The sequence below is a fragment of the Pseudomonas moorei genome, assembly GCF_008801475.1.
Taxonomy (GTDB): Bacteria; Pseudomonadota; Gammaproteobacteria; order Pseudomonadales; family Pseudomonadaceae; genus Aquipseudomonas; species Aquipseudomonas moorei.
This window is the reverse complement of record NZ_VZPP01000005.1, coordinates 371,107-385,216: the sequence shown is the minus strand read 5'-3', so window position 1 is coordinate 385,216 and position 14,110 is coordinate 371,107. Positions and strand designations below refer to the sequence as shown.

Sequence of the window (14,110 nt, the reverse complement as noted above, 5' to 3'; positions counted from 1 at the left end):
GACTTAGCGACCGCGAACCGCTTGTTCCAGCTCGGCGAAGCTAGGACGGTGCGCCGGGTACAGAACCTTGCGTCCGAACTCCACGGCCAGCGATGGCGGCATGCCGGAAGCCGAGGCGACCAGCGAGGCCTTGATGGCTTCGTAGACGTTCAGTTCTTCCTTGGCATCGTGGGCCAGGGAATGGGCCAGCGGGCCGAAGAAGCCGTAGGCGGCGAGAATACCGAAGAAGGTACCGACCAGTGCCGCACCCACGTGCAGGCCGATGGACTTCTGGTCACCTTCACCCAGGGACGCCATGGTCACCACGATACCCAGTACCGCCGCGACGATACCGAAACCGGGCATGGCGTCGGCGATGCCGTTCACCGCGTGGGACGGATGCTCCAGGTCTTCCTTGAGGCTGAACAGTTCCATGTCGAACAGGCCTTCAAGCTCGTGGGGAGCCATGTTGCCGGAAGACATGATGCGCAGGTAATCGCAGATGAACGCGGTCATGCGTTCATCCTTGAGGACCGCCGGGTACTTGGCGAAGATCGGGCTCGCGGCGGCATCTTCGATGTCACCTTCGATCGCCATCATGCCTTCACGGCGGCTCTTGTTGAGGATCTCGTAGATCAGGCCCAGCACTTCAAGGTAGAAGCCGTGGTTGAAACGCGAACTGAACATGCTCAGGGACTTCTTGAGCACGTGCATCGTCATGTAGCCTGGGTTGGCCTGCAGGAACGCACCGAGGGCCGCGCCGCCGATGATCATCACCTCGAAAGGCTGGATCAGGGCTGCAATTTTGCCGTGGGAGAGCACGTATCCGCCGAGCACGCTCGCGAATACGACGATGATGCCGATAATTTTAGCCATAGGTAGGAGAGCACTTACTGAGTCGGGTTCAAGGTCATATTCGGAAGTTAAAAAATCTCTTCTTCTACTTATCGGCAAAACTGCGCCAGACTATAGCCAGTTCAGGCGAAAAGCCAATTTGACCCGCTCCGGGCACAGTTAACGCTGACGATGATCGCCTCCCGACATGCCTAACGAAACGAACGTTCCAACTCCAAAACCGATCACTCTCGAAGGCTGGGTCAAGCTTCTCGATGGCGTGCGCCTGCCGGTTCCACAAGCCAGTCACGACCGTGTCTGGCGGGCCATTCGCGACCAACGCAGCTCGTTGCGCGACATCGCCGAATTGATGCAGGAAAGCCCGGCCCTGGCCTTGAGCGTGATTCGCGAAGCCAACCGACACACCCATGGCAGCATGACCGAGCCGGCGGAAAACCTTGAGGTCGCGATCAATCGCCTCGGCCTCAAACGCACCGAAGAACTGCTCGACCGGTTGCCTGTACTGCCTCAGGCCGATATTCCGAAAGCACTGCGTCAGTTGCAGATGATCAGCCAGCACGCCACGCAACAGGCCAACGGTTTTTTTGCCAGTCGCCTGGCGCGCCTGTGGCAGGACATCCATTGGGGCAGCCTGCTGTTTCTGTCGCCGCTATGGCCATTGGCGCTCACGCATCCGCAATTGCTTGAAGACTGGGAACTGCGGGTCATCCATAAAGGCGAGTCGGCGCGCAAAGTCGAAAAGCAATTGTTTGGCGTACGCCTGCTGGAAATCGGCCAGGCCCTGGCGGACATCTGGCGCCTGCCGATCTGGGTGCAGCAGGGCTACCGCCTGCTGCTCACCGAGCAACGGGAGCTGGTGAAGGTTTTGCGCATTGCCCGCGACAGCGAGCATCCATTGCGGCAACAGAACCGCCTCGATGACGATCCGACCCTGCGCCGCTGGCTCAATCAACCGGCCAACACCGTGTTGCTGTCCAACGGCCTGGCGCTGTCGGCGCAACAGGCCTGGGACAGTCCGCACAGTGAGCGGTGGCAGTATCTGACCAGCCTTTACCTGCAGATACCGATGGACGAAGTGCAACAGCAACTGCACCAACAGGCAGCCAACAGCGCGCGCCATCACGCCATGCCGGACCTTTGGCACCCCGCCGAAGCCCTGATCTGGCCGTGGGGCATGAATCGCATCCACGCCAGCTTGTTGCCTGCGGCGGCCCCCACCGCCGAAGACCTGGCGAAATGGCGTAAACAATGTGCCGAGCTGCTGTTCGAGCCCAGTCGTTTCACCAATGCCATGCACTTGACCATCGCTGCCCGGGACGCCTTGGTCGCGTGCGGCATGCGTCGCGTCATGATCCTGATGGCCGATCGCACCCACGCCAACCTGCGAGTGCACCAAACGGCGGGGTTGCCCAAGGAAGTGGCGGCGATGAATTTCGCAGTCAGCCAGAGTACCGTGTTGCAACGCCTGCTTTCGCAACAGGCCCAGGTACGAATCAACCCGACCAACAACGCGCAATTTTCAGCCCGGCTGCCCAATGGCCTGCGCGCGCAGTTCAGCGGCGAACACCTTCTGCTGCGCTCGCTGGTCAACAATGGTCGGGTGATCATGATTGTCGTGGCCGATCAGGGCGGCGGGCCGTTTTCGGAAATCACCGTGCAAGCCTTCGGCAAAACAGCGCAGTGCATCGAGAAAGCGCTGCATAACTTTAGCCGCCGCGGCCAATAGCGCTGCGCTACAATCCTCCCTTTTGTGCCCTGGAGACCTCACATGTCTGACTTCTCTGGCTTGCCGCTGGTGATCGAACCGAGCGACTTGCTCCCTCGCCTCGACGCCCGTGATCTGATCCTGGTGGACCTGACCAGCAGCGCCCGCTACACCGAAGGGCATATTCCCGGTGCACGGTTTGTCGATCCAAAACGCACACAGCTCGGGCAGCCGCCGGCGCCCGGGCTGATGCCGCCGCAAGCGGCACTCGAAGCGTTGTTCGGTGAACTGGGGCACAATCCCGACGCGGTCTACGTGGTTTATGACGACGAAGGCGGCGGTTGGGCCGGGCGTTTTATCTGGCTTCTGGATGTCATCGGCCACAGCAAATACCACTATATCGACGGCGGCCTGACGGCCTGGCTGGCAGAAGGCTTGCCCATGTCGATCCAGGTTCCCGCTCCTGCGGGCGGCCCGGTTGCATTGACCCTGCATGACGAACCCACCGCGACCCGCGAATACCTGCAATGCCGCCTCGGCGCTGCCGATCTGGCGATCTGGGACGCGCGCGGGCCGCTGGAGTACTCCGGCGAGAAAGTCCTGGCGGCCAAGGGCGGACACATTCCTGGCGCGGTCAATTTCGAATGGACCGCCGGCATGGACAAAGCCCGCAACCTGCGTATCCGCACCGACATGCCGCAGATCCTCGAACAACTCGGGATCAGCAAAGATAAAGAAGTGATTACCCACTGCCAGACTCACCACCGTTCTGGCTTCACCTATCTGGTGGCCAAGTCCCTCGGTTATCCGCGGGTCAAAGGCTACGCCGGCTCCTGGGGCGAATGGGGCAACCATCCCGACACCCCTGTAGAGATTTAAGGTTTTTAAGGACAGTTAATGAACAAGCGTCTGTTTATCCTCAGCCAGTACCTGCTGCCCCACCACTTGCTCTCGCGACTGGCCGGCTGCATCGCCGAATGCCGCGTGCGCTGGTTCAAGAATGCGTTCACCGCATGGTTCGCCAAGCGTTATCAGGTGGACATGTCCCAGGCGCTGGTCGAAGACCTGACGGCCTATGAGCACTTCAACGCCTTCTTCACCCGCGCCCTGAAAGACGGTGCACGCCCCCTGGACCAGACTCCGGGCGCGATCCTCAGCCCGGCCGACGGCGCGGTCAGCCAACTGGGTCCGATCGAGCACGGTCGAGTGTTCCAGGCCAAGGGCCACAGCTTCAGCGTGCTGGAATTGCTGGGGGGCGATGCGGCCAACGCCGCGCCGTTCATGGGCGGTGATTTCGCAACCATCTACCTGTCGCCGAAGGACTACCACCGTGTGCACATGCCGCTGGCCGGCACCCTGCGCGAAATGGTCTACATCCCGGGCCGAATCTTCTCGGTCAACCAGACCACCGCCGAAAACGTCCCGGAGCTGTTCGCCCGCAACGAGCGTGTGGCGTGCATCTTCGACACCGAGCGCGGGCCCATGGCCGTCGTGCTGGTGGGCGCGATGATCGTGGCATCGATCGAAACCGTATGGGCCGGCCTGGTGACGCCGCCGAAGCGCGAGCTGAAAACTTTCCGTTACGACGAAGCCGCTCGTGCGCCGATCCATCTGGAAAAGGGTGCGGAACTGGGCCGCTTCAAGCTGGGTTCGACCGCTATCGTGCTGTTCGGGCCGGATCAAGTGAAGTGGGCTGAAGAACTGGCGGCAGGTTCGCCGGTGCAGATGGGCCAGGGAATGGGTGCACCGAAAGCCTGATAGACACCACCCGTGTAGGAGCGAGCCTGCTCGCGAAGAACGTGAGGGCGCCGCGGACATTCAGAATGCCCGCGTCATCGTTAACGTCCATCGCGAGCAAGCTCGCTCCTACAAGTGTTTTGCAGTGTTACAGCTGGCCGTCGCGATCGCGGAAGCCCAGCAGATACAACACACCATCGAGTCCCAGGGTGGAAATCGCCTGCTTCGCCGACTGTTTGACCAGCGGCTTGGCGCGGAACGCCACGCCCAATCCGGCAATCGCCAGCATCGGCAAGTCGTTGGCGCCGTCGCCGACCGCAATGGTCTGCTCCAGACGCAAACCTTCCTTGTGCGCCAGCTCTTTCAGCAGATCAGCCTTGCGCTGCGCATCGACAATCGGCTCGATCGCCACGCCGGTCACCTTGCCATCCACCACTTCCAGCTCATTGGCAAACACGTAGTCAATGCCCAGCTTGGCCTGCAATTGCTTGGCGAAGTAGGTGAAACCTCCCGACAGGATGGCGGTTTTGTAACCCAGTCGCTTGAGTTCGGCGAACAGGGTTTCAGCGCCTTCGGTCAGGCGCAGGGACGCACCGATGGAATCGAGTACGCCAACATCCAGACCTTTGAGCAACGCCAGACGCTCTTTGAAGCTGGCGCGGAAGTCCAGCTCACCGGCCATCGCCCGTTCGGTAATTTCCGAGACCTTGTCGCCCACACCGGCAGCCTTGGCCAGTTCGTCGATCACTTCGGCTTCGATCAGGGTCGAGTCCATGTCGAACACCGCCAGGCGACGGTTGCGACGGAACAGCGAATCCTCCTGGAACGCGATGTCGACGTTCAGCTCCTGGGCGACGCTGAGGAATTCGGCACGCAGCGCCTGCGGATCGGCCGCTTCGCCACGTACGGAAAACTCGATGCAGCCCTTGCCTTTATCCGCCGGTGTATCCAAAGGCATGCGCCCCGACAACCGATCGATGTGGTCGATGTTCAGGCCATATTTGGCGGTGATCGAACTCACGGCCTGCAGTTGCCCGGCTGTCACTTTGCGGGTCAGCAGCGTCACGATGTGGCGCTTTTTGCCCTGGTTACCGACCCACTGCTGGTAATCCTCTTCGGACACCGGTGTGAAACGTACTTGTTGATCGAGCTCGTAGCCCTTGAACAGGATGTCCTTGAGCACCGACTTGCCTTGCTCAGTGTCAGGAATTTCAACCAGGATGCCGAACGACAGGGTGTCGTGGATCACCGCCTGACCGATGTCGAGAATGTTCACACCACCCTGGGCCAGAACGCCGGTAATGGCCGCAGTCAGACCGGGACGGTCGACTCCCGTGATGTTTATCAGGACGATTTCGCGCAAGGCGCACCCCCGCAAGTGGAAAAAAACCGCATTCTACCCACTTTCAGTGACCATCGGGCACCGTGAGCGCTTTGCCGGTCTAGACCCTGTCGCTATACTGCGCGTCAACTTCACGGATAAAAGAGCCGAGCTCAAGTGAACCGGCCCACGCCAGTAAAAACCGACAACTTCTTCCTGCTGATCTTCCGTGCACTGCGCCACCGCCGTGTACCGATTGCATTGCGCATCGCCAGCCATAACGTGATCCTGGTCGCTCTGGCCCTGGTGATCTATGCCTGCGTGATGGGTTTGCAGTTCAAGCAGGCCATGCACGAGCAGGCAGACGCGCTGGGCGAAAGCCTGACCACGCAGACGGCCACCTCGGCCACCGAGCTATTGGTGTCCAACGACATCCTCAGCCTTAACGTGCTGCTCAACAACCTGACCAAGAACAAACTGGTGGCCCACGCCGCTATCTATAGCGTGGATAACCGCATCCTCGCCGAAGCCGGTCAGCGCCCCAAGCACGGCCTGCTGGGCGAAGCCGAAGGCATGTACCAGAGCAAAATCACTTTCCAGGATGTGACCGCCGGTCAGCTGCGCATCAGCCTGGACATGGATCAGTTCCAGCAGCCGATGACCATCAGCCTGCAAAGCATGGGCATCCTGAGCGCGATTCTACTGGCCCTGTCCCTGGCGTTGAGCCTGCGCCTGGGTCGGCATATCTCCACACCACTCCTGCAATTGCGGGTGTGGCTGCGCAATATCGACGAATACACACCGGCCACCGAACGTCAGGATGAGATCGGTGATCTGGCTCGTCAGTTGCACGCCAATTTCGCGCCGGAACCTGCCGAGCCGGAGCCCGTGCCGGAGCCTGAGCCGGAAATGGATGACATCGACGACGCAGAGCCGGGCTTCGAAGTACGCAACCTGCGGGACCCAAGCTTTGATGAAAGCCGCCCGATGGCTGCAATGAAAGCGGCGCCACGACGCACTATCAGCACCGTCGAAGACGATGACGAAGATGCTTTCGCCGATTTGCTCGATGACTCGACAGACAGTGCACCGATTCCGGCCGCGCGACCTGTCGTTTCGAACGTGCCGCAGCACAGCGCCGTACTGGCGGTGCAACTGGGCTCCCAGGAGCAATTGCGGCGCCTGCCTCGCACCCGCCTGGAAGAACTGCTCAAGCGTTACCGTGACTGTCTCGACCAGGCTGCCTCGCTCTATGAGAGCGAACTGCACACCCTGAACGACGGCAGCACGCTGATGCTGTTCCATAGCGAGGACAGTGGCGACGACTACCTGACCAATGCCATTTGCTGTGGTGAGTTGCTGCGGGCGCTGGGCCATCAGTTGCAGATCGAAGTCGCCGACAGCGGTATCACCCTGCAATTGCAATTGGGCCTGACCCTGGGTGACGACCTGTTCGGCCTGAGCCAGATCGACCTGCTGCTGACCGACACCGCCCAGGACGCCTTGGCCTTGTCGCAACACAGCCGCAATCTGCTGCTGGTCGAGCGCAAGATCGGCGACGACGCACTGATTCGCCAGCGCGCGCGGATCCGCCCGATTGCCAGCCCTGAAGGGGCTTGCTGCGTGGAGCGTTTGATGGAGCCTTATCCGTCGATGCTTGAGCGGCAGCTGGCGCGGATGCATGAACGCCGCGCATAACCCTTAAGCCCGCTGTGAAAAAGCCCGCAGATGATCACTCGTCTGCGGGCTTTTTTGTTGTCTGTTGCGGCCTCATCGCGAGCAGGCTCGCTCCACAGGGGACTTCGATCCAATGCAGGAGCGAGCTTGCTCGCGATGAGGGCAGCACTGAGTGCAAAGTTCTCCAACCAGCAGAAACAACAAGGCCCGCATCAACGCGGGCCTTGTTCAGATTCCATCCGGGCTTAGAAGCGGAACACTTCCATATCTGTCCGGATCGGCGCAGCCATCGGAATCTTCGGCTGTTTATCCTGTTCTGCCGCTGGCGCCGCAGGCTTGGCCGCCGGTTTTTTTGGCGCTTCGGCAATCGGTGGCTGGTTGGCCAACGGCTTGAGCGCGACAGACAGCTGTTCTGCCAGTCGCTGCAGCAAAACGCCCTGAGCCTGGACCTGGGCCGCCGTGGTGCCGGCATGCTGCTCCTGCAGGTGAATGATGCGGTTATCGCGCACTTGACCACGGCGATCGATCAGACGCCATTGCGCATCCAGAATCGCCGGTTGCTTTTCACCCGAGTCCAGGCGCGTGATGGTCAGCAACACCTGAACATCCGGCGTGAAACCCGCGTTGGCGGGTGCCAGCACGACACGCTGACTGTCCAGGCGCCCAGAGACCTGACGCAGCAACAGCTGGTCAATATCAGAAGACAGGCTACCGGCCCAGCGACCATCGAGCGAGGCTTGCAAGCTGCCGTCGGGCTGACGCTGCAACAGGGTTTCGCGTTGCAGGTAGTCAGCAACGGTTACCGGACCCAGCAAAACCGCCATGCCCGCGCTTTGCGCAGGCTGAACCGGGCTTCCGCTGTCCAGTTGATACAGCGACACCGGCTGGTGAACGCTGCAACCCGCCAGGCCAAGAACGCCAGCGAGCATCAAAATAAAAGGAAGGCGCAGAGCAGTCATCGTCCCATCCAGGTGATCGCCACAAGGCTGACCACAGTGAAAATACTCAATAAATATGAAGAACGCTCGGCCACGCCGGCGCTTGAAAGGCCATATCATCCGTGAATATGCGTCCCGACTCCAGCGCGAAAGCGCCGATCTACGGGTTAAATCGTAGATCGGAGCCTCTAGCACGCCTAATTGAGGTTTTCGACGAGCAGCGCATCTACCCGCTGGAAGCCACGTGGCAATTTGTTACCACGACGCCCACGCTCACCTTTGTAGTGTTCGAGGTCGTCCGCTTTCAGTGACAAGGTACGTTTTCCGGCCTGCAGCACCAGGGTGGCGCCCTCCGGCAGAACGGCGATGTCCGTCACATACTCTTCGCGACTGGCCACTCGCTCACCGGAAATCCCGATGATCTTGTTGCCTTTGCCCTTACCTAATTGTGGCAGATCGCTGATTTTGAAGATCAGCAGGCGACCTTCGGTGGTCACCGAAGCCAGCCAGTTCTGCTCACGATCAGCCACAGGACGCGGCAGGATCACCTTGGCGTTGTTCGGCAGGCTCAACAGGGCCTTGCCGGCCTTGTTCTTGGCCTGCAGGTCTTCACCCTTGACCACGAAGCCGTAGCCGGCGTCCGAGGCAATGACATACAGCGCATCATCCTCGGGCATCAGCACGCATTCAAAACTGGCCCCCGGCGGCGGTGTCAGACGGCCGGTCAGCGGCTCGCCCTGGCCGCGGGCCGACGGCAACGTGTGCGCCGCCACCGAATAACTGCGACCGGTGGAGTCGATAAACACCGCAAACTGGTTGGAACGCCCCGCCGCCAGGGCCTTGAAGCCATCCCCAGCCTTGTAGGAAAGCCCGGTGGCGTCGATTTCGTGCCCCTTGGCGGAACGAACCCAGCCTTTTTCCGACAGCACGACGGTGACTTTCTCGTTCGGCAGCAGATCGTGTTCGGTCAGGGCCTTGGCTTCGGCGCGCTCGACGATTGGCGAGCGACGGTCGTCGCCGTAGGTTTCGGCGTCCTTGATCAACTCGGTGCGCACCAGCTTTTTCAGCTTGGCTTCACTGCTCAGCAAGGCTTGCAGCTTGGCTTGCTCCTTGAGCAGCTCATCTTGCTCGGCACGCAACTTCATTTCCTCCAGTCGCGCCAACTGACGCAAACGGGTATCGAGAATGTAGTCGGCCTGGATTTCGCTCAGGGCGAAACGCTCGATCAGTGCGGCTTTCGGATGTTCCTCGGTGCGGATGATATGAATCACTTCATCCAGATTGAGGTAGGCAATCAGCAAACCGTCCAACAGGTGCAGGCGACGCTCGACCTTGTCGAGTCGGAATTGCAGGCGACGACGCACGGTCTGAACGCGGAATTCCAGCCATTCGACCAGCAAGGCCCGCAGGTTTTTCAGCTGCGGCTTGCCGTCCAGCCCGATGATGTTGATGTTGACCCGGTAGCTCGACTCCAGCTCGGTGCTGGCGAACAGGTGCTGCATCAATGCATCGTGATCAAAGTTTTTGCGGGTGCCCGGAATGATCACGATCCGGCACGGGTTCTCATGGTCGGATTCATCACGCAGATCGGCGATCTGCGGAGCCTTGGACGGCTTGGCCTGCATCATCGCGGCGATCTGCTCCAGCACCTTGGCGCCGGAAACCTGATGCGGTAGCGCGGTGACGATGATGTCGCCGTCTTCGATGTGGTACACGGCGCGCATGCGCACGGAACCGCGACCGGTTTCGTAGATTTTCAGCAGGTCGGCACGCGGCGTGATGATTTCCGCTTCGGTCGGATAGTCCGGGCCCTGGATGTGCTCGCAGAGCTGTTCCACCGTGGCCTTGGGCTCATCGAGCAAACGTACGCAGGCACTGGCGACTTCGCGCAGGTTGTGTGGCGGAACGTCAGTGGCCATGCCCACGGCAATACCGGTGGTGCCGTTGAGCAGGATATTCGGCAAACGTGCCGGCAACACCAGCGGCTCGTCGAGAGTACCGTCGAAGTTCGGCCCCCAGTCCGCAGTGCCCTGGCCCAGTTCGCTGAGTAGCACTTCGGAGTAACGCGATAACCGGGCCTCGGTGTAACGCATGGCGGCGAAGGACTTGGGATCGTCCGGCGCACCCCAGTTACCCTGACCGTCCACCAGCGTGTAGCGGTAGCTGAACGGCTGGGCCATCAGGACCATGGCTTCGTAGCAGGCCGAGTCGCCGTGAGGGTGGAATTTGCCGAGCACGTCACCGACGGTACGCGCCGATTTCTTGTGCTTGGCGTCGGCGTCCAGTCCCAACTCGCTCATGGCGTAGATGATGCGCCGCTGGACCGGCTTCAGGCCGTCGCCGATATGCGGCAAGGCACGGTCCATGATCACGTACATGGAGTAGTTGAGGTAGGCATTTTCAGTGAAGTCAGCCAGCGAACGGCGTTCTACGCCGTCCAAGCTGTCTGCAAGGATATCGCTCATGCGGGCCTCATCAATTCGTTGTCTGGCGCAGCAGCATGGTGCCACCGCGCTGGGTAAATTCAAGTTTGTTCAGTGCGCTCATGCCGAGCAGCACTTGATCGCCATGCAGGCCTGGCGCGACCAGTGCGCGCACATCACGCAACACGATGTCGCCCAGTTGCAGCCGGTCGATGCGGGTTCGATAACCCTCGCTCAGACCGTTGGCCGTGCTCAGGGTCACCCCGAAGCCTTTCTCCAGCTTCAGCCGCTCGGCCAGGCTGGCCGGGATCGACACGTCGGTCGCCCCGGTGTCGAGCATGAAATCCACCGGCTGACCATTGATATGGCCGCTGGCGACGAAATGCCCCTGGCCATTGCTGACCAGTTTCACTTCGATAAAACCTTCGCCCTGCTCCGAGTTCACCGCCACATTCGGGTTTTGCTGGCGCGCTTCCCACTGGCCAAAAAACCGCGTCGCCAGAAACAGTGCGGCGCACCAGGCCAGGACCATCAACACCCGACCGGCGCGCTTGCCCGGTGGCTGCCGGTTCATGGCTGGGCACTCCAGCCACCTTCAGGCGCAGCAAAGCGCCAGACGATCGGCCGTAACTCGCCATCGGCGCGGGCACCGAAGTTGTTGTCGACACCGATCCAGGCACCGTCCGCGTCCACGATCAATGCCTCTTCCAGCCCGTAGTCCTGTGGATAACGACGATTTTCCTGCAACAGCTCGTCAGCATACGACCAGCAGCGTTCGACCCTGGCCGTCTGCGGGTCGCGCCGGCAGATCTGATAAGCATTGCGTTCCAGGGTAAACAGCTTGCCGTTGAACAACGACAGGTCGGAAAAGTCCCGGGGAACCGCTTTGGCCTTTGGAAACTGCGGCGGCTGCATCTCCTTGCCCCCTTCGCTCAGCAACACACAACCTCCGTCGCAGTCCCACACCATCTGTTTGCGCTTGATCAGCAGCAATCCGCGGCTTTGGCGCTCGGCAGCGAGCCACATCTGATCACCCGCCGGATTGATCGCCAAGCCTTCGAACAACGCATTGAACTGCAACAGCATGCCGCTGGCCCGCGCTTCGCGAATCAGCAGCGGCGAGATTTTCAGCCAGGTAGCAGGCCCCGTTGGCGGAACCTGCAGCACAGCCGCATGGCCTTCGCTGACAATGTAGCGATTGCCGGCGCTGTCGCAGGTGATGCCTTCGAAATCCAGGTCCCCGCCTCGCACGAACGACGCCGCCCAGGTCCGCGAACGCAATCCCCACGGCAAGCCGTTGTCCGGCACCACGGGCACATCGATACGCACGGCTTCGGCGTGCCAGACACTGCCTTGGGTATTGAGCCGGTAGATCTGATCATCATCGCGATCGGAGACTGCCCACAGCTCCTTGCCGCACTGGGCCAGCCCGGACAGGTTGCCACCGCGCATGCCTTCGACGGCATGCTCGGACAGCAGACGCAACTGAGGTGCCGGCTCGGCAGACACCGTGATCGAGGTCAGCAGCAACGCACACGCCAGGGCAAAGCCCAGACGCATCAGCCCAGCACCTCGGCCAGGTTGCCTTTGGATTCCAGCCAGGTCTTGCGATCGCCGGCGCGTTTCTTCGCCAGCAGCATGTCCATGATTTCCGATGTCGCTTCGAAATCATCCAGCGTCAGTTGCACCAGGCGCCGGGTGTTCGGGTCCATGGTGGTTTCGCGCAACTGCGGCGGGTTCATTTCACCCAGGCCTTTGAATCGGGTGACCTGCGGCTTGCCACGTTTCTTCTCCGCCACCAGGCGATCGAGAATCCCGTCGCGTTCGGCTTCATCCAGGGCGTAATAAATCTCTTTGCCCAGGTCGATTCGGTACAGCGGCGGCATGGCGACGTAGACGTGGCCAGCATCGACCAGCGCCCGGAAGTGCTGGACGAACAGCGCACACAGCAGGGTCGCGATGTGCAGACCGTCGGAGTCGGCGTCGGCGAGGATGCAGATCTTGCCGTAGCGCAGCTGGCTCATGTCCGCCGCGCCAGGATCGACGCCGATGGCCACGGCAATGTTGTGCACTTCCTGGCTGGCCAGCACTTCGCTGCCGTCCACTTCCCAGGTGTTGAGGATTTTGCCGCGCAACGGCAGGATCGCCTGGAACTCTTTGTCCCGCGCCTGCTTGGCCGAGCCACCGGCGGAATCACCTTCCACGAGGAATAGCTCGGAACGCATCGGGTCCTGCCCGGCGCAGTCGGCGAGCTTGCCCGGCAGGGCCGGCCCCTGGGTGATGCGCTTGCGCTCGACTTTCTTGCTGGCCTTCAGGCGACGACCGGCGTTGTTGATCGCCAGTTCCGCCAGGAGCATCCCGGTTTCCGGGTTGGCATTGAGCCACAGGCTGAACGCATCCTTGACCACACCGGAAACGAACGCCGCCGCTTCACGGGACGACAGACGCTCCTTGGTCTGGCCGGAGAATTGCGGCTCCTGCATTTTCATCGACAGTACGAAAGCGATGCGTTCCCAGACGTCTTCCGGCGCCAGCTTTACCCCGCGCGGCAACAGGCTGCGGAATTCGCAGAACTCGCGCATGGCATCGAGCAGGCCCTGGCGCAGGCCGTTGACGTGGGTACCGCCCTGAGCGGTCGGGATCAGGTTGACGTAGCTTTCCTGTACCGCGTCGCCACCCTCGGGCAACCACAGCAGCGCCCAGTCCACCGCTTCCTTGTTACCGGCCAGGCTGCCGCAGAAGGGTTCGTCTGGCAGGCGTTCGAATTCGCTGACCGCATCGACCAGGTAGGAGCGCAGGCCATCTTCGTAATGCCATTCGACTTTCTCGCCGGTGGCCTTGTCTTCAAAACTGACCAGCAACCCCGGGCACAGAACGGCCTTGGCCTTGAGCACGTGCTTGAGGCGGCTGATGGAGAATTTCGGTGAATCGAAGTATTTCGGGTCGGGGGCGAAGAACACGCTGGTGCCGGTGTTGCGCTTGCCCACCGTCCCGATGATTTCCAGCTCGGTTTTCTTGTAACCGTCGGCGAAGGTCATCTGGTATTCGTTGCCGTCACGCTTTACACGTACCCGGACTTCGGTCGACAAGGCGTTGACCACCGAAATACCCACCCCGTGCAGACCGCCGGAGAACTGATAGTTCTTGTTGGAAAACTTGCCGCCCGCGTGGAGTTTGGTGAGGATCAACTCGACGCCGGAAACGCCTTCTTCCGGGTGAATGTCCACCGGCATGCCGCGGCCGTCATCGCTGACTTCCAGCGAGTGATCGGCGTGCAGGATGACCTGCACCGATTTGGCATGCCCGGCCAAGGCTTCGTCGACGCTGTTGTCGATGACTTCCTGGGCGAGGTGGTTTGGCCGAGTGGTGTCGGTGTACATGCCGGGGCGCTTGCGCACCGGGTCGAGGCCCGAGAGGACTTCGATGGCGTCTGCGTTATAAGAGCTAGCGCTGGGAGTGGCCATAGGGTCTCGTC

General features: G+C 61.1%; 11 protein-coding genes. 4 read left to right on the top strand and 7 right to left on the bottom strand.

What is annotated here, in order from left to right:
- Positions 1-3: 3 nt before the first annotated feature.
- The gene (gene motA / locus F7R06_RS11950; protein ID WP_090328484.1) at positions 4-855 is read right to left on the bottom strand and encodes a flagellar motor stator protein MotA; all 852 of its coding nucleotides are present in this window, start codon (positions 853-855) and stop codon (positions 4-6) included.
- Between the two features lie 166 nt (positions 856-1,021).
- Between motA and F7R06_RS11945 the strand changes: the two genes are divergently transcribed.
- The 3 genes from F7R06_RS11945 to asd are packed head-to-tail and all read left to right on the top strand — an operon-like array spanning position 1,022 to position 4,297.
- Positions 1,022-2,560 (top strand): HDOD domain-containing protein, encoded by a 1,539-nt coding sequence (locus F7R06_RS11945; RefSeq protein WP_090328481.1) that lies wholly within the window; start codon positions 1,022-1,024, stop codon positions 2,558-2,560.
- A gap of 42 nt (positions 2,561-2,602) precedes the next feature.
- Positions 2,603-3,418: a rhodanese-like domain-containing protein gene (locus F7R06_RS11940; protein ID WP_090328479.1), complete on the top strand. Its 816-nt coding sequence runs from the start codon at positions 2,603-2,605 to the stop codon at positions 3,416-3,418.
- 18 nt (positions 3,419-3,436) lie between these two features.
- Positions 3,437-4,297 carry an archaetidylserine decarboxylase gene (asd, locus tag F7R06_RS11935; protein WP_090328476.1) on the top strand — a complete coding sequence of 287 codons (861 nt, stop codon included), beginning with the start codon at positions 3,437-3,439 and terminating at the stop codon, positions 4,295-4,297.
- A gap of 127 nt (positions 4,298-4,424) precedes the next feature.
- Here asd and serB read toward each other — a convergent pair whose 3' ends face one another.
- Positions 4,425-5,639 (bottom strand): phosphoserine phosphatase SerB, encoded by a 1,215-nt coding sequence (gene serB, locus F7R06_RS11930; protein WP_034148725.1) that lies wholly within the window; start codon positions 5,637-5,639, stop codon positions 4,425-4,427.
- A gap of 135 nt (positions 5,640-5,774) precedes the next feature.
- Between serB and F7R06_RS11925 the strand changes: the two genes are divergently transcribed.
- The gene (locus tag F7R06_RS11925) at positions 5,775-7,295 is read left to right on the top strand and encodes an AhpA/YtjB family protein (protein ID WP_090328474.1); all 1,521 of its coding nucleotides are present in this window, start codon (positions 5,775-5,777) and stop codon (positions 7,293-7,295) included.
- Positions 7,296-7,519: 224 nt separating this feature from the next.
- Here the strand turns inward: F7R06_RS11925 and F7R06_RS11920 are convergent, their stop codons facing one another.
- The 5 genes from F7R06_RS11920 to parE all read right to left on the bottom strand — a co-directional run bounded on the left by F7R06_RS11920 (position 7,520) and on the right by parE (position 14,099).
- Positions 7,520-8,233 (bottom strand): PqiC family protein, encoded by a 714-nt coding sequence (locus F7R06_RS11920; RefSeq protein ID WP_090328471.1) that lies wholly within the window; start codon positions 8,231-8,233, stop codon positions 7,520-7,522.
- A gap of 176 nt (positions 8,234-8,409) precedes the next feature.
- On the bottom strand, positions 8,410-10,677 hold the full coding sequence (parC, locus tag F7R06_RS11915) for a DNA topoisomerase IV subunit A (RefSeq protein ID WP_090328470.1): 2,268 nt from the start codon (positions 10,675-10,677) through the stop codon (positions 8,410-8,412).
- A gap of 10 nt (positions 10,678-10,687) precedes the next feature.
- The gene (locus F7R06_RS11910) at positions 10,688-11,209 is read right to left on the bottom strand and encodes a retropepsin-like aspartic protease family protein (protein ID WP_090328467.1); all 522 of its coding nucleotides are present in this window, start codon (positions 11,207-11,209) and stop codon (positions 10,688-10,690) included.
- A complete protein-coding gene (locus F7R06_RS11905; protein ID WP_090328465.1) occupies positions 11,206-12,195 on the bottom strand; it encodes an esterase-like activity of phytase family protein in 990 nt (329 codons plus the stop codon). Before F7R06_RS11905 ends, F7R06_RS11910 begins: the two co-directional genes overlap by 4 nt.
- Positions 12,195-14,099 carry a DNA topoisomerase IV subunit B gene (gene parE / locus F7R06_RS11900; protein WP_090328462.1) on the bottom strand — a complete coding sequence of 635 codons (1,905 nt, stop codon included), beginning with the start codon at positions 14,097-14,099 and terminating at the stop codon, positions 12,195-12,197. Before parE ends, F7R06_RS11905 begins: the two co-directional genes overlap by 1 nt.
- Between the last annotated feature and the right edge of the window lie 11 nt (positions 14,100-14,110).

What these genes read in the sequence shown, in the direction of transcription:
- motA (WP_090328484.1), bottom strand. Translation starts at nt 855, where the DNA reads ATGGCTAAAATTATCGGCATCATCGTCGTATTCGCGAGCGTGCTCGGC.
- F7R06_RS11945 (WP_090328481.1), top strand. Translation starts at nt 1,022, where the DNA reads ATGCCTAACGAAACGAACGTTCCAACTCCAAAACCGATCACTCTCGAA.
- F7R06_RS11940 (WP_090328479.1), top strand. Translation starts at nt 2,603, where the DNA reads ATGTCTGACTTCTCTGGCTTGCCGCTGGTGATCGAACCGAGCGACTTG.
- asd (WP_090328476.1), top strand. Translation starts at nt 3,437, where the DNA reads ATGAACAAGCGTCTGTTTATCCTCAGCCAGTACCTGCTGCCCCACCAC.
- F7R06_RS11920 (WP_090328471.1), bottom strand. Translation starts at nt 8,233, where the DNA reads ATGACTGCTCTGCGCCTTCCTTTTATTTTGATGCTCGCTGGCGTTCTT.
- parC (WP_090328470.1), bottom strand. Translation starts at nt 10,677, where the DNA reads ATGAGCGATATCCTTGCAGACAGCTTGGACGGCGTAGAACGCCGTTCG.
- F7R06_RS11910 (WP_090328467.1), bottom strand. Translation starts at nt 11,209, where the DNA reads ATGAACCGGCAGCCACCGGGCAAGCGCGCCGGTCGGGTGTTGATGGTC.
- F7R06_RS11905 (WP_090328465.1), bottom strand. Translation starts at nt 12,195, where the DNA reads ATGCGTCTGGGCTTTGCCCTGGCGTGTGCGTTGCTGCTGACCTCGATC.
- parE (WP_090328462.1), bottom strand. Translation starts at nt 14,099, where the DNA reads ATGGCCACTCCCAGCGCTAGCTCTTATAACGCAGACGCCATCGAAGTC.